Origin of the sequence: Streptomyces sp. CB03234 (assembly GCF_001905885.1) — a bacterium.
Taxonomy (GTDB): Bacteria; Actinomycetota; Actinomycetes; order Streptomycetales; family Streptomycetaceae; genus Streptomyces.
In genome coordinates this window covers 252,294-267,532 of sequence record NZ_LIYH01000008.1, presented here as the reverse complement: position 1 = coordinate 267,532, position 15,239 = coordinate 252,294, and the positions used below count along the sequence as shown (strand labels likewise).

Sequence of the window (15,239 nt, the reverse complement as noted above, 5' to 3'; positions counted from 1 at the left end):
AATAGTCCCGGGCCGCCGCGCCCGCCTCCCCCCGTTCGCCGACCGGGGTTGTCAGGCCGTCAGCTTCCCCGGCAGCCAGCGCAACTGGGCCGCCTGCTGGAAGGTCTCGCCGCCCTCGTGGTCGTTGAAGTCGTAGACCTCGATCGCCTTCTCCTCGTGCGCGTACGCGTTGAACGCCGCGAACACCGTCGACGGCGGGCACGTCAGGTCCTCCAGGGCGGTGGAGAACAGCGCCGGCGCGGTCCCGCGCGCCGCGAAGTGCACACCGTCGAAGTACGCCAGCGTCCGCGCGACCTGCTCCGTGCGGCCGCGGTGCGTCTTCAGGTACGTGGCCACCTCCCGGTAGGGGGTGCGGTCGGTGAGCGTCGTCGCGCGCGGGAAGTCGCACAGGAACGGTACGTCCGGCGCGATCGCGACCAGGTCGGGCACCAGTCCGCCGACGGCCAGCGTGATCCCGCCGCCCTGGCTGACGCCGACGGCCGCCGTGCGCGAGGCGTCGGTCAGCGGGTGCGACCGGGCGGCCTCCACCGCGCGTACGGCATCGGTGAACAGGCGCCGGTAGTAGTAGCCGTACGGGTCCTCGATGCCCCGGGTCATGAAGCCCGGGTACGCGGGCCCGCTGCCCACCGGGTCGGGCGTGTCGCCGCCGGCCCACCCGCTGCCCTGGCCGCGGGTGTCCATCACGAAGTGCGCGAAACCGGCCGACGCCCAGAGCAGATGCGTGTGCGGCAGGCCGCGCCCGCCGCCGTAGCCGAGGAACTCGACGACCACCGGCAGTGGTTCTCCCGTCCCGGCGGGCAGGACGAACCACCCCTTCACGGGGTGGCCGCCGAAGCCGGCGAAGGTCACGTCGTGCACCTCGACCGTCGTGAGTCCCGCGTCCACCCGCTCGAAACGCGCGGCGAGTTCGTGGGAGCGGGCCTCGTCGAGAGTCTTGGTCCAGAAGGCGTCGAAGTCCTCGGGCTCATGGGACGAGCTGCGGTACGTACGGAGCTGGTCGAGGGGCAGGTCGAAACGCGGCATGCGGCACCACCGTGATCCTTGATCGTCGGGAGCGGGTCGGCACACGCTAACCGCCGCCGCGGAGACCGGGAAAGGCGGAGATTGTCATGAACCTTGCAAATCTCAACTCCACCCTGCTATCCATTGGTTAGGAAAGTTTCCTTCCAGTCTTGAACTCCCGTCAACGCATCGGAGACCCCCACATGAGACCGGCACGGATCCGGAGGCGTCCCCTCCGCAGCGCAGGCGCGCTCCTCGCCGCGCTTCTCCTCGCCCTCACGGCGCTCACCGCCCTCACCACCGGTCCGGCCGCCGGCGCGGACCAGGAAACGGTGAGCACCTCACCCGCCCCCACCGCCGCGACACCGGTCGCCGTCAACGGCAGGCTGAAGGTCTGCGGCACCAAGCTCTGCAACCAGCACGGCACACCGGTCCAACTACGCGGCATGTCCACCCACGGCCTGCAGTGGTACCGCCAGTGCGTCACCAACGGCTCCCTCGACGCCCTGGCCACCGACTGGAACGCGGACGTCCTGCGCATCTCCCTGTACATCCAGGAGGGCGGCTACGAGACCGATCCGCGCGGCTACACCGACCTCGTGCACCACATCATCGAGCAGGCCACCTCACGGGGCATGTACGCCATCGTCGACTGGCACATGCTCAGCCCCGGCGACCCCCACCACAACCTGGGCCGCGCCAAGACCTTCTTCTCCGAGATCGCCCAGCGCCACGGCGACAAGAAGAACCTGCTGTACGAGATCGCCAACGAACCCAGCGGTGTCAGCTGGTCCCGTATCAGGAGTTACGCCGAGGAGCTCATCCCCGTCATCCGCGCCAAGGACCCACGCAGCCCGATTCTCGTCGGCACGCGCGCGTGGTCGTCGTTCGGCGTCTCGGAGGGCTCCGACGAGACCGAGGTCGTGAACAACCCGGTACGGGCCTCCAACATCATGTACACCTTCCACTTCTACGCCGCCTCGCACCGGGACGCGTACCTGAACACCCTCTCCAGGGCGGCGGACAAGCTGCCCGTCTTCGTCACCGAGTTCGGCACCCAGGACTACGCGGGCGAAGGCGCCAACGACTTCGCCATGGCGCGGCGCTATCTCGACCTCATGGCGCGGAAGAAGATCGGTTGGGTCAACTGGAACTTCTCCGACGACCACCGCTCCGGCGCCGTCTTCACCACCGGCACCTGCGCGGACAACGGCCCCTGGGCCGGAACCGGATCCCTGAAGCAGGCCGGTGTCTGGATCCGCGACCGGATCAGGTCCGCGGAGCGCTTCCGCACCGGCTGACACCGTCGCACCCGACCGGCCCCCGCCCGCACATGGTCCCCGTGCGGGCGGGGGCGCTCCACCGCCTCTGGACCCGACGAGGCGTGGAACGTCACGACCGGTCGGTGATCGCGGCCGTATCCTGCCGCCATGACCGATCAAGTGAACGACCAGCTCCAGCCGATGCCCGAGGACTGGCAGCGCGCCCTCGCCGTCGTCGCCCACCCCGACGACCTCGAGTACGGCTGTTCCGCCGCCGTCGCCTCCTGGACCGACGGCGGCCGCGAGGTGACCTACGTGCTCGCGACCCGAGGCGAGGCGGGTATCGACACCATCGACCCCGCCACGTGCGGGCCGCTGCGCGAGCGGGAGCAGCGGGCCAGCGCCGCGGTCGTCGGAGTGCCGGAGGTGGAGTTCCTCGACCACAAGGACGGCGTCATCGAGTACGGTCCCGGGCTGCGCCGCGACATCGCGGCCGCGATCCGGCGTCACCGGCCCGAGCTGGTCATCACGCTCAACCACCGTGACACATGGGGCGGGGTCGCCTGGAACACCCCCGACCATGTCGCCGTCGGACGTGCCACCCTCGACGCCGCCGGCGACGCCGGGAACCGGTGGATCTTCCCCGAGCTGATCGAGCAGGGCCTCGAACCCTGGAACGGCGTGCGCTGGGTGGCCGTCGCCGGCTCCTCCATGCCGACGCACGCGGTCGACGCGGGGCCCGGCATGGAGCGCGCCATACAGTCGCTGCTGGAGCACCGTGCCTATATCGAGGGGCTGACCGACCAGGACCCGGAGGAGTACTGCCGTGCCTTCCTCACCGCCAACGCCCAGGCCGCGGCCGCGCGCTTCGGCGGCCGGCCGGCCGTGACGTTCGAGGTGTTCAGCCGCTGACGAGCCGGTCGACCGCCGGGGTGCCGGAGGAGGTGTACCCCCTGGCCATGGCCATGGGCCCGACAACCGGAACGGCGGCGGCCGCAGCGGCCGGCATCCGAGCCGGTGCCTGTGCCTGTGCCGGTGTCGGGGTCTGTACCGGCACCGGCGCCGACGCGGGGACGAGCTGCAGGCCGTGCGGGACGCCTGCCACCGGCGTCCCCGCCCCCGCCCCCGCCTGTGCGGCCGCAAGCGGCGGCGCCGGCACGGGGACAGGGTGGACCGGACCTCCGTACAGCACCTGCCCCAGCGCCGTGACGAGTTGCCCCACCTCCTGCGGCGGGCGCACGACCAGCCGCAGGAACCGGCTGGAGCTGCCCACCTTGTTGCCGCACTCGCGCACCAGGACCCCGTGCCCGGTCAGCAGCCGGTCGCGCAGCGCCGCCCCGTCCACGCCCACCGGCAGCCGTACGTACACGAAATTGCCCTGCGAGGGATAGACGGTCAGCCCTGGCAGCATCGAGAGCCGGGCGGTCATCTCCTGCCGGTCCTGCCGGGACCGGCGCAGGCTCTCCTCGTACTCCCGGCGGTGTTCCCCCAGCATGAACACCACCGCCTCCGCGAGGGAGTTGAGGTTCCACTTCGGCAGCATCGACCGGATCCGTCCGGCGAGCGCCGGGTTGGCGACCAGGTAGCCGAAACGCACCCCGTGCAGGCCGAAGTTCTTGCCGAGGCTGCGCAGCACGATCACATGGGGCCGGAGCACCGCCTCCTCGGCGATGCTCGTCTCGGCGGCGGCGTCGGAGAACTCGAGGAACGACTCGTCCACCACGACCAGGTCCAGGTCCTGGAGGGTGTCGCACAGCGCCAGCACCTGCTCCTTGGTGAGCAGCCCGCCGTCCGGGTTGTTGGGGTTGCAGATGACCGCCGTCCGCGAACGCCGGGCGCGGATGAACCGTACGAACGCGTCCGGATCGAGCCGGAATCCGTGGGCCTCCGGCAGCAGCATCATGTCGACGCGCTTGCCCGTCTCCATGGGCTGGTCGGTCCACCGGCCGAAGGTGGGGACGGGCACGGCGAGCGATTCCCGGACGAGCAGGTGGTCGATCCAGGTGATCAGTTCGGTGGAGCCATTGCCCATGGCGACGGTCTGCGGATTGAGCCCCAGGGTCTGGCACAGCTCGGCGGTGATGGTCTCCGAACCGCTCGGGTAGTAGGTGAGGATCTCTCTGAGGCGCCCACCCAGCTGCTCGAACATCGCGGGCGTGGGGAAGTAGGGGTTGCAGGGGATGCAGAAGTCGGTGATCCGCCCGGGCGTCCCGCCCGCACCTGTCCCGCCCGCACCTGTGCTCCCCGCCCGGTCGAGCATGGCGATCGACGGGCTGTGTGCGGTGGACGCCCGGAAAAGCGTGGTGACATCGCCGGCCATGGAACTGCCCTCCCTGCCCGAGGCAGGCCCGCACAGGGGAGTGCGAGCCGCCGATCCATACGGATACGGGTGGGACGGTGTTCAACCGGTGAGGCGAGTTCCCCGAAGCTGTTCCCTCCGGGCAAGCGACCGCTTAGTATGCGGACGAGTGTGACCCAGTGCGGTACTGCCCGACTCTTTGTGGAGGCCCTCGATGCAGGCATGGCGAGTACACCGGAACGGCGAGCCGAGCGAGGTGATGCGGCGCGAAGAGGTGGACCGGCCCACGCCCGGCGACGGTCAGGTCCTGCTGAGGGTCCGGGCCGCGAACATCAACTTCCCCGACGCGCTGCTGTGCCGGGGCCACTACCAGGTACGGCCGCCGCTCCCCTTCACCCCGGGCGTGGAGATCTGCGGCGAGACCGAGGACGGCCGGCGCGTGATCGCCACCCCCGCCCTGCCGTACGGGGGGCTCGCCGACTACGTCGTCGCCGACGAGGCCGCGCTCCTGCCCGCGCCCGACGCGCTCGACGACGCCGAGGCCGCCGCCCTGCACATCGGCTACCAGACCGGCTGGTTCGGCCTGCACCGCAGGGCCGCCCTGAAGGAGGGCGAGACGCTCCTCGTCCACGCCGCCGCGGGGGGCGTCGGCAGCGCCGCCGTACAGCTCGGCAAGGCGGCCGGCGCGCGGGTCGTCGGGGTCGTCGGGGGCGCCGACAAGGCCGCCGTCGCGCGCGAGCTCGGCTGCGACGTCGTCATCGACCGGCGTACCGATGACATCGTCGGGGCCGTCAAGGAGGCCACCGGAGGCCGGGGCGCCGACGTCGTCTACGACCCGGTCGGCGGTGACGCGTACGCCAAGTCCGCCAAGTGCGTGGCCTTCGAGGGCCGGATCGTGGTCGTCGGCTTCGCGAGCGGTGACATCCCGGCCCCCGCCCTCAACCACGCCCTGGTCAAGAACTACTCGATCCTCGGCCTGCACTGGGGCCTGTACAACCAGAAGGACCCCGACGCGATCCGCCGCTGTCACGACACCCTCACCCAGTACGCGGCCAAGGGCCTGATCAAGCCGCTGATCAGCGATCGGGTCCCCTTCGAGGACGCGGCGGCGGCCGTGCAACGCGTCGCCGACGGCACGACCACGGGCCGGCTCGTCGTCCTCCCGGCCGCCACGGAAGGAGTCACGAAGTGACCGACGCCGCCGAACTGCGCACCCGTACGCAGGAGTTGCTGAAGGCCCACCCGCCCGCCACCACCGACCGCACCGACTTCCTCAAGGCCCGCTTCGACGCCGGCCTCGCCTGGGTCCACTACCCCGTCGGCCTCGGCGGGCTCGACGCGCCCCGCTCCCTCCAGGCCGTCGTCGACGCCGAGCTGGAAGCCGCCGGAGCCCCCGACAACGACCCGCGCCGCATCGGCATCGGCCTCGGCATGGCGGCCCCGACGATCCTCGCGTACGGCACCGAGGAGCAGAAGCAGCGCTTCCTGCGCCCCCTGTGGGTGGGGGAGGAGGTCTGGTGCCAGCTCTTCAGCGAGCCCGGCGCCGGCTCCGACCTCGCCGCGCTCGGCACCCGGGCCGTCCGGGACGGGGACAGCTGGGTCGTCAACGGCCAGAAGGTGTGGACGTCCAGCGCCCATGTGGCCCGCTGGGCGATCCTCATCGCCCGTACCGACCCCGACCTGCCCAAGCACCGGGGCATCACGTACTTCCTGTGCGACATGACCGACCCGGGCGTCGAGGTGCGGCCGCTGCGCCAGATCACCGGCGAGGCCGAGTTCAACGAGGTCTTCCTGACCGACGTCCGCATCCCCGACGCGCACCGCCTCGGTGAGGTCGGCGACGGCTGGAAGGTCGCCCAGACCACGCTGAACAACGAGCGCGTCGCCATCGGCGGCGCCCGCATCCCGCGCGAGGGCGGCATGATCGGGCCCGTCTCCCGTACCTGGCGCGAACGCCCCGAGCTGCGCACCCACGACCTCCACCAGCGCCTGCTCGACCTGTGGGTCGACGCCGAGGTGGCCAGGCTGACCGGCGAACGGCTGCGCCAGCAGCTCGTGGCGGGCCAGCCGGGACCCGAGGGCAGCGGGATGAAGCTCGCGTTCGCCCGCCTCAACCAGGAGATCAGCGGCCTGGAGGTGGAGCTCCTCGGCGAGGAGGGGCTGCTGTACGGGGACTGGACGATGCGCCGCCCCGAACTCGTCGACTTCACCGGCCGCGACGCCGGTTACCGCTACCTCCGCTCCAAGGGCAACTCCATTGAGGGCGGTACGAGCGAAGTGCTGCTCAACATCGTCGCGGAACGCGTCCTCGGGCTGCCCTCCGAGCCGCGCAACGACAAGGACGTCGCATGGAAGGACCTGGCGCGATGACGGACCTGCTGTACTCCGAGGCGGAGGGCGACCTGCGAGCCGCCGTACGCTCCCTCCTGGCCGACCGTGCCGACCCGGCGGACCTGCCCGGCCGTATCGAGGCCGACAGCCCCTACGACCCCGCCCTGTGGACGGCGCTCGCGGCCGACATGGGTACGGCCGGGCTCCTCGTCCCCGAGAAGCTCGGCGGCCAGGGCGCGTCCCACCGCGAGGCCGCCGTCGTGCTGGAGGAGCTGGGCCGCGCGGTGACGCCGGTCCCGTACCTCACCAGTGCCGTCATCGCGACCGAGACGCTGCTGGCGGCCCGGGCGGGCGACCTGCTCGGCGAGCTCGCCACCGGCCGTAAGGCCGCCGTGCTGGCCGTCCCGCTCTCCGCCGGCCCGGACCACGAGCCGGCGGCCACCGGGACCGTCACCGGCGTGGCGGACGCCGCCCGCGCCGACGTGCTGCTCGTGGTCCGCCCCGACGGGCTGTACGCGGTCGACGCCGCCGAGGCCGGTATCGTGCCGCAGACCCCGCTGGACCTGACCCGCCCGGTCGCCACCGTGACCGCCGAGTCCGGCGGCACCCGCCTCGCGGACGCCGGCACCGCGCGCGAGGCGGTGCGCCGAGGACTGCTCGCCGGAGCGGGACTGCTCGCCTCCGAACAGCTGGGCGTGGCCGAGTGGTGCCTGGAGGAGACGGTCCGGCACACCCGCGAGCGCCACCAGTTCAACCGGCCGGTCGGCTCCTTCCAGGCGCTCAAGCACCGCATGGCGCAGCTGTGGCTGGAGGTGGTGGGCGCCCGCGCCGCCGCCCGCAACGCCGCGGACGCGCTCGTCGGCGGCAGCCCCGAGGCGCCGCTCGCCGTGGCCGTCGCCCAGGTGTACTGCTCGCGCGTCGCGGTGCACGCCGCCGAGGAGTGCGTCCAGCTGCACGGCGGGATCGGTATGACCTGGGAGCACCCTGCTCATCTCTATCTGAAGCGGGCTAAAGCGGACCAGATCGCTCTCGGCTCGGCGGGACACCACAAGCAGACCCTCGCCGACCTGGCCGGTCTCCCCGCCCCGGCGTGACCCGGTAAGGAGCGCGGGAGGATCCCACCCCTCTACATGCTGTTTAATTGCGAGTCGTTCGCAACAACAGCCGATCTTCACTAGCTTCACGAGGGGTGTGGAACCATGACCGCCCGATCCATACGCGGCATGGCCGCCGCCACGCTGGCCGGAACCCTGGCCATCACCGCGGCGGCCTGCTCGAACCCGGGCGCCACCGGAGCCGGCTCCGCCGCCGGGGACAGCGCGGTCGTCGGCATCGCGTACGAGCCCGAGTCGCTCAGCCCGCTCCTCGGCTACGGCAAGGACGGCAACTCCAAGATCTTCGACGGGCTGCTCGCCTTCGACGGCGACATGAAGCTGAAGCCCGCCCTCGCGGTCGCGCTGCCCGAGGTGAGCGCGGACGGCCTGACGTACACGTACAAGCTCCGCAAGGGCGTGAAGTTCAGCGACGGCAAGCCCTTCACGGCCAAGGACGTCGTCTTCACCTACCGCACCATCCTCGACAAGAAGACCAACAACGCCTCCAAGACCGAGCTGGACGCCCTGAAGGACGTCAAGGCCGTCGGCGACGACACCGTCGTCTTCACCCTGAAGTACCCCTACGCCCCCTTCGCCGAGCGCACCGTCCTCGGCATCGCCCCCGAGCACATCGCGGCGAACCAGGACGTCAACAGCGGCCCCTTCACCACCAGGCCCGTCGGCACCGGCCCGTACGTCCTCACCGACTGGTCCAAGGGCGAGAAGATCAGCTTCAAGGCCAACCCGGACTACTGGGGCGGCGCGCCGAAGGTGAAGAAGTTCACCATGGCGATCATCAAGGACGACGACGTCCGCGCCACCCGCCTCCGCTCCGGCGACCTCGACGGCGCGATCCTGCCCCCGAACCTCGCCAAGGGCTTCAAGGGCGACAGCGCGAAGAAGACGTACGAGGCGACCACCTACGACTACCGCCTGGTGACCCTCCCCACCCACAACAAGGTCACCGGCGACACCGCGATCCGCCGCGCCCTCGACGTCGCCGTCGACCGCGGGGCCATGGTGGACAAGATCCTGGAAGGCGCCGGAAAGCCCGCCTATGGTCCGGTCCCCACCGACAGCGAGTGGTTCACCAAGGGCACCGAGCGCACGCACGACCTGGCCAAGGCCAAGAAGATCCTCGACGACGCCGGCTGGAAGACCGGCCCCGACGGCATCCGCGTCAAGGACGGCGTCCGCGCCGCCTTCCCCCTCTGGTACCTCTCCGGCGACAAGCTCCGCCAGGACCACGCCCTCGCGTACGCCTCCGACGCCAAGAAGGCCGGCATCGACATCACGACCCAGGCCGGTACGTGGGAGGTCATCGAGCCGCGCATGAAGCACGACGCGGTCCTCGCGGGCGGGGGCTCGCCCGGCGACCCCGACTTCGACCAGTACCTGCTGCTGAAGTCCTCCCTCGGCGGCGACGGCTTCAACAACATGGCCTGGTACGACAACCCCGTCGTCGACAAGGCCCTCGACGACGGCCGCAAGACCGACGACAAGGCCGCCCGCAAGGCCGCGTACGACACCGTCCAGCGCGAACTGGTGAAGAACCCCGGCTACACCTTCCTCACTCATATCGACCACCTGTACGTGGTGAACGACTCCTGGGACGGGCTCTCCACCCAGGTCGAGCCGCACGACCACGGCCTCGCCGCCGGCCCCTGGTGGAACGTCGAGAACTGGATCCCGAAGAAGTGACCGTCAAGCACGTCCGCCGTCGCCTCCCCTGGGGGGCGATGGCCCGGATGGCGGGACGGCGGGCCCTGTTCGCCGTCCCCGTCCTCCTGGTGGTCACCTTCGCCGTCTTCGCCGTCGCCGCGGCCTCCCCGTTCGACCCCGTCAAGGCGTACGCCGGCACGGCCGGACTCACCGCCTCCCAGGAAAACCTCGACCAGCTGCGCGCCAACCTGGGCGCCGACCAGCCCCTCGTCCCGCGCTGGTGGCACTGGCTCACCTCGGCGCTCACCGGCGACCTCGGCGACTCCAGCGTCATGCGCCAGCCCGTCGCCGACGTCATCGGCGAACGCATCGGCTGGTCGGCGCTGCTCGCCGCCACCGCCTTCGCCGTCGCCATCCTGCTCGGGACGGCCCTGGGCGTCCTGGCCGCCCGCCGGCAGGGCGGCTGGCTCGACCGGTGCGTCAGCTCCGCCGCGTACACCCTGGAAGCCGCCCCGGCCTTCTGGCTCGGGCTGCTCGCCATCTGGTTCTTCGCCCTGGAGCTGGGCGTCCTGCCGGCAGGCGGGCTGACCGACACGGCCAGCGAGACCGTCACCTTCGGCCAGGTCGCCTCGCACCTGGTCCTGCCCGCGCTGGTCCTGGGCGTCTCCCAACTGCCGTGGTTCTTCCTGTACGTACGCCAAGGCGTCGCCGACGCGCTCGACGAGGACCCCGTGCGCGGCGCACGCGCGCGTGGCCTGAGCGAACGCACCGTGCTCCTCGGGCACGCCCTGCGCTCCGGCATGCTGCCGATGCTCACCCTCGTCGGCTCACGCGTACCCGAACTCATCACAGGCGCCTTGCTTGTTGAGTCGGTTTTCAGCTGGCCCGGTATCGCGGCGGCCACCGTGCAGGCCGCCACCTCCGTCGACTTCCCGCTGCTTGCCGCGCTGACCGTGCTCGCCACGGCGGCGGTGCTGCTCGGCAACCTCCTCTCCGACCTGCTGTACGGACTCGCCGACCCGAGGGTGGGATTCGATGGCTGACACCACCTTTCCCGGGAGTTCCCCCCGGACCCCCTGCGCATGGACGTCCCACGGACGCACCCGCCGCTCCACCCGTACCGTCCGGGTCTCGGTCTCGGCCGTGATCGTCGCGGCGGTCGTCCTCGCCGTGCTCCTCGTACCGCCACTGGTCCAGCTCGACCAGCAGGCCGTCGATTTGTCGCTCAAGCTCCAGTCACCCTCCTGGGCACACCCCTTCGGCACCGACGACGTCGGCCGCGACCTGCTGCTGCGCTGCGTCTACGGCCTGCGCGTCTCGCTGCTCGTCGGGCTGGTCGCGGCGCTCGTCGCCACGATCATCGGTACGGCCGTGGGCGCGGCGGCCGCGGCCTTCGGCGGCTGGACCGACCGGCTCGTCATGCGGCTCGTCGACACCTTCTCGTCCGTACCGCACCTGCTGCTCGGTATCTTCATCGTGGCGATGTTCCGCCCCGGCGTATGGCCGGTCATCGTGTCCGTCGCCCTCACGCACTGGCTGTCCACCGCCCGGATCGTCCGCTCCGAGGTGCTGTCGCTGCGCTCCCGCCCGTACGTCGACGCCGCCGTCTCCGGCGGCGCGTCCCGGTGGCGCGTGACCGTCCGCCACCTGCTGCCTGCGGTGTTGCCGCAAGCCGGCCTCGCGGCCGTACTCATGGTGCCGCACGCCATGTGGCACGAGTCCGCGCTGTCCTTCCTCGGCCTGGGCCTGCCCGCCCACCAGGCGAGCCTCGGCAACCTGGTGCAGACGGCCCGCGGTTCGCTGCTCGCCGGGGACTGGTGGCCGACCCTCTTCCCCGGCCTGTTCCTGATCATCCCGACGCTCGCCATCGCGGGCCTGGCCGGCGCCTGGCGGGAACGGATCAACCCCCGCCGCCGATCGGAGCTGATGCTATGAGCCCGGTGCTCTCCGTGCGCGACCTCTCCGTACGCTTCCGGATGCGCAGCGGCCGCCACATCGCCGCCGTCACCGGCGTGAGCTTCGACCTCGCGGCGGGGGAGTGCCTCGCCCTCGTGGGCGAGAGCGGCTGCGGCAAATCGGTCCTCGCCTCCGCGCTGCTCGGCCTCCTGCCCGGCAACGCCCAGACCGCCGGTACGGCCGTGATCGACGGCGTCGACCTCCTCGCGGCCGACGAGCGCACCCTCGCCCGTACGGTACGAGGGCGGCGCGTCGGACTGGTCCCGCAGTCCCCGGCCGCCCACCTCACCCCCGTACGCACCGTGCGCGCGCACGTGGAGGAGACGCTGCGCGAGCTGGCCGGAACGCCCCGGGCGGAGCTGCGCGACGCGGCGGTGGCCGCCGCCGAACGGGCCGCCTTCCCGCCCGGCCTGCTCGACCACTACCCGCACGAACTGTCCGGCGGCCAGGCCCAGCGCGCCGCCACCGCCCTCGCCCTCATCGGCGACGCCCCGCTGCTGCTCGCCGACGAGCCGACCACCGGCCTCGACCGCGACCTCGTCGACCGCACGGCCGACGAACTGCGCCGCCACGCCGACGACGGCCGGGCCCTGCTGATGATCACCCACGACCTGGCGGCCGCCGAGCGCATCGCCGACCGCGTCGCCGTCATGTACGCCGGCCGGATCGTCGAACTGGCCGGCGCCGACCGCTTCTTCGGCGACCCGGGCCCCCGCCACCCCTACGCCCGAGGCCTGCTCGCTGCCCTCCCGGAACGGGACTTCACCCCCATCCCGGGCATGCCCCCCGAACTCGGCGACCTGCCGGACGGCTGCGCCTTCGCCGCGCGCTGCGACCGGGCGAGCGACGCCTGCGCGGTGGTGCCGCGCTTCGAGGGCGGCCTCGCCTGCCACCACAGCGAGGAGACGGTCCGTGCTTGAACTCGACGCCATCACCGCCGGATACGACCCGCGCAGCCCCGTCTTCCGCGCCGCGTCCCTGACCGTCCAGCCCGGCGAGGCCGTCGGCCTGCTCGGCCCCAGCGGCTGCGGCAAGTCCACCCTCGCGCGGGTCGCCGCCCTGCTGCACCGGCCGGACGCCGGCCGCGTCGTGGTGGACGGCGAGGAGGTACGCGGCTGGCGCCACCGCGCCCCCCGGCACCTGCGCACCGCGATCGGCGTCGTCTTCCAGCAGCCCCGCATGTCCGCCGACCCGCGGCTGCGGCTGCGCGACCTGATCGCCGAGCCGCTGCGGGCGACCGGCCGCCGCCAGGAGGCGGCGGCCCGGGTGGCCGACCTGGCCCGGACGGTCGGCCTCACCCACGACCTCCTCGGCCGCCGCCCGCACGAGGTCAGCGACGGCCAACTCCAGCGCGCCTGCCTCGCCCGCGCTCTCGTGCTGCGCCCGCGCTGGCTGGTGTGCGACGAGATGACCGCGATGCTCGACGCCTCGACGACCGCCGCGCTGGTCGCCGTGGTCGAGACGTACCGCCGCGACCACGGCGCGGGCCTCCTCGCCGTCGGCCACGACCGCGTCCTGCTGGAGCGCTGGTGCGATCGAACGAGTGAATGGTCCGACTGCACGTCTGAACGAGTGTGACCTGCGACGATGCGGGCAGGCGCCACCGTATGACCGAGACGTTCAAGGGCGGTGCGTGGGACACCGACGACGCACGGGACGACCTGGCGCACCTCCGTGACCAGGTACGTCACCTCAGGGCCCAGGCCCGTAACCGTCCTCTCATCGCGGAGGCGCAGGGCATCCTGCGGGAGCGTTACCGCCTGGCGGACGCCGAAGCCGCCTTCGCCCTGTTGCAGCACGCCTCACAACGCTTCAACGTGAGGCTGCGCACCCTCGCCGGCGCCGTCGTCCGCCTCGAGCGGCCCGACGACCGGGCGGACCAGTGGTTCCCGGGCCGGGTGAGGCACCCTGCCCCCGCCCTGGACTCGCTCGCCATCGACGACGCCTCCCGCGCGCACCGGGGCGCCGTGCTCGGTGCGGTCCTGTCCCAGACGCTGGCCGTCACCTCCACGCACATGGGCAATGTGCAGGTCGGGGACCACGCGGCGGGCGGGCTGTGGCTGGAGAAGCACGCGGGGCTCAGCGAGGACTTCGTGGACTTCTTCGACTTCGTCGGCGACGAGGGAACGGCCTGCGCGCAGGCGGCCAAGGACATGCAGCAGGTCACCGTGCGCGACGTCGCCACGGACCCGGTGTTCACCGAGGACGCCCGCCGGGCGATCCTGGAGGCGGGCAGCCGTTCCGCCCACAGCGTGCCGCTGATCAGCGGCGGGCGTTGCGTCGGCATGGTCTCCGCCCATTTCGAGCGGCCCATCCAGGACCTCCACGCCGCGCAGCGCAGGGCCCTTGAGCACACGGGCCGCGAGGTCGGCCGCTGGCTGGCCTGGTACGACCGTACGGTCGTCCTCGACGCGCTCGAGCACCTGCACCACGCGGCGCGCCACCCGGACATGACGAGGGCCCGCCGCCGCTGAGCCCGTGTGCCCGCGAGGCGGACCAGGAGGGACGCGGCGGCCACGTACCGGCCAACTCCGCGTACGGGCTCAGCGGTCGGAGGGGCGGGGCCGCCATACTCGGTCCCGTCCCTCCGCCCCTCGTCCCCCGGAGGCCTCCGTGGCACCGCTGTCCCGCCGTTCCGCCGTCGTCACCCTCGCCACCGCGGCCACCACCCTCGCACTGCCGGTCCAACGGGCGGCCGCGCATCCGGCGCCCGTGCACCCCACGCCCACGCACCCAACCCGCGTGCACCCCACGCCCACGCACCCCACGCCCACGCACCCCGCCGCCGTACACGCCGCGCCCGTACACCCCGAGCCCGTACGCCCCCTCCGCCGTGCCCACGCGCACAACGACTACCTGCACCGGCGGCCCCTGTACGACGCCCTGTCGCACGGCTTCACCAGCATCGAGGCCGACATATTCCTCGTCGACGGCGAACTCCTCGTCGCCCACGAGCCCGCACAGCTCGACCCCGCCCGCACCCTGCGCTCCCTCTACCTCGACCCGCTGGCGGCCCGCGTGAAGGCCCACCACGGCACGGTGTACGCCGGTCACCGCCGGCCCGTGCAACTGCTCATCGACATCAAGGCCGACGGGGCCGCCGCGTACCGCGAACTCCACCGCCAACTGGCCCGCTACCGGCGGGTGCTGAGCACCTGCGCGGACGGCAGGGTCCGGCTCGGCGCGGTCACGCCCGTGATCTCCGGGGACCGCGCGGCCCGGGCGCCCATGGAGCTCCAGCGCGTCCGGTACGCCTTCTACGACGGCCGCCTCGACGACCTCGGCACCGCCGCCCCGGCCTCCCTCATCCCGCTGGTCAGCTCCAACTGGACGCACAGCTTCAGCTGGCAGGGCGCCGGTCCCTTCCCCGACGCCGAGCGCGCCAGGCTCCGCGCGCTCGTCGCCACCGCGCACCGCGAGGGCCGCCGCGTACGGTTCTGGGCCACGCCCGACGCGCCCGGGCCCGCCCGCGACGCCGTCTGGGCCGAACTCCTCGCCGCCCGCGTCGACCACCTGGGCACCGACGACCTCGCCGGTCTCGCCCGCTTCCTCCGGACCCACGACGAGTAACGGGTCACCGCCAGGTAATACCCGTTCGGCCGACACGCCGTACGTCCGGACGGCGCCTCCGCT

At 72.3% G+C, this 15,239-nt stretch carries 14 protein-coding genes; 12 read left to right on the top strand and 2 right to left on the bottom strand.

Annotation, left to right across the window (positions count from 1 at the left end; all coding sequences use genetic code 11):
• Window positions 1–51 precede the first annotated feature (51 nt).
• Window positions 52–1,023: an acetylxylan esterase gene (locus AMK26_RS32075; RefSeq protein WP_073759080.1), complete on the bottom strand. Its 972-nt coding sequence runs from the start codon at window positions 1,021–1,023 to the stop codon at window positions 52–54.
• Between the two features lie 182 nt (window positions 1,024–1,205).
• Here AMK26_RS32075 and AMK26_RS32070 point away from each other — a divergent pair, with 182 nt between their 5' ends.
• Together AMK26_RS32070 and AMK26_RS32065 are read left to right on the top strand one after the other, a co-directional pair.
• Window positions 1,206–2,303: a glycoside hydrolase family 5 protein gene (locus AMK26_RS32070; RefSeq protein WP_073759078.1), complete on the top strand. Its 1,098-nt coding sequence runs from the start codon at window positions 1,206–1,208 to the stop codon at window positions 2,301–2,303.
• Between the two features lie 129 nt (window positions 2,304–2,432).
• Entirely contained in the window at window positions 2,433–3,176 is a 744-nt protein-coding gene (locus tag AMK26_RS32065) for a PIG-L deacetylase family protein (RefSeq protein ID WP_073759076.1), read from the top strand.
• Here the strand turns inward: AMK26_RS32065 and AMK26_RS32060 are convergent.
• Window positions 3,166–4,584: a pyridoxal phosphate-dependent aminotransferase gene (locus AMK26_RS32060; protein WP_073759074.1), complete on the bottom strand. Its 1,419-nt coding sequence runs from the start codon at window positions 4,582–4,584 to the stop codon at window positions 3,166–3,168. The two genes, AMK26_RS32065 and AMK26_RS32060, sit on opposite strands and share 11 nt — an antisense overlap.
• Before the next feature lie 193 nt (window positions 4,585–4,777).
• On the opposite strand from AMK26_RS32060, the gene AMK26_RS32055 reads away from it, so the two are divergent.
• The 10 genes from AMK26_RS32055 to AMK26_RS32010 all read left to right on the top strand — a co-directional run bounded on the left by AMK26_RS32055 (window position 4,778) and on the right by AMK26_RS32010 (window position 15,176).
• Window positions 4,778–5,755, top strand: a complete 978-nt coding sequence (locus AMK26_RS32055) for an NADPH:quinone oxidoreductase family protein (RefSeq protein ID WP_073759072.1) — start codon at window positions 4,778–4,780, stop codon at window positions 5,753–5,755.
• Complete coding sequence (locus AMK26_RS32050; RefSeq protein ID WP_073759070.1) at window positions 5,752–6,933, top strand: acyl-CoA dehydrogenase family protein; 1,182 nt, start codon at window positions 5,752–5,754, stop codon at window positions 6,931–6,933. Before AMK26_RS32055 ends, AMK26_RS32050 begins: the two co-directional genes overlap by 4 nt.
• Window positions 6,930–7,988, top strand: a complete 1,059-nt coding sequence (locus AMK26_RS32045; protein ID WP_073759068.1) for an acyl-CoA dehydrogenase family protein — start codon at window positions 6,930–6,932, stop codon at window positions 7,986–7,988. The genes AMK26_RS32050 and AMK26_RS32045 overlap by 4 nt, the downstream gene beginning before the upstream one ends.
• Window positions 7,989–8,093: 105 nt before the next feature.
• Window positions 8,094–9,689 carry an ABC transporter substrate-binding protein gene (locus tag AMK26_RS32040; RefSeq protein ID WP_073759066.1) on the top strand — a complete coding sequence of 532 codons (1,596 nt, stop codon included), beginning with the start codon at window positions 8,094–8,096 and terminating at the stop codon, window positions 9,687–9,689.
• A gap of 38 nt (window positions 9,690–9,727) precedes the next feature.
• Window positions 9,728–10,693: an ABC transporter permease gene (locus AMK26_RS32035; protein WP_073759369.1), complete on the top strand. Its 966-nt coding sequence runs from the start codon at window positions 9,728–9,730 to the stop codon at window positions 10,691–10,693.
• On the top strand, window positions 10,686–11,585 hold the full coding sequence (locus AMK26_RS32030; protein WP_073759064.1) for an ABC transporter permease: 900 nt from the start codon (window positions 10,686–10,688) through the stop codon (window positions 11,583–11,585). The genes AMK26_RS32035 and AMK26_RS32030 overlap by 8 nt, the downstream gene beginning before the upstream one ends.
• Window positions 11,582–12,526: an ABC transporter ATP-binding protein gene (locus AMK26_RS32025; RefSeq protein WP_073759062.1), complete on the top strand. Its 945-nt coding sequence runs from the start codon at window positions 11,582–11,584 to the stop codon at window positions 12,524–12,526. The genes AMK26_RS32030 and AMK26_RS32025 overlap by 4 nt, the downstream gene beginning before the upstream one ends.
• Entirely contained in the window at window positions 12,519–13,184 is a 666-nt protein-coding gene (locus tag AMK26_RS32020) for an ABC transporter ATP-binding protein (protein ID WP_073759060.1), read from the top strand. Before AMK26_RS32025 ends, AMK26_RS32020 begins: the two co-directional genes overlap by 8 nt.
• A gap of 29 nt (window positions 13,185–13,213) precedes the next feature.
• On the top strand, window positions 13,214–14,080 hold the full coding sequence (locus AMK26_RS32015) for a GAF and ANTAR domain-containing protein (protein ID WP_079277911.1): 867 nt from the start codon (window positions 13,214–13,216) through the stop codon (window positions 14,078–14,080).
• 139 nt (window positions 14,081–14,219) lie between these two features.
• Window positions 14,220–15,176: a phosphatidylinositol-specific phospholipase C/glycerophosphodiester phosphodiesterase family protein gene (locus AMK26_RS32010; RefSeq protein ID WP_073759058.1), complete on the top strand. Its 957-nt coding sequence runs from the start codon at window positions 14,220–14,222 to the stop codon at window positions 15,174–15,176.
• Window positions 15,177–15,239: the final 63 nt, after the last annotated feature.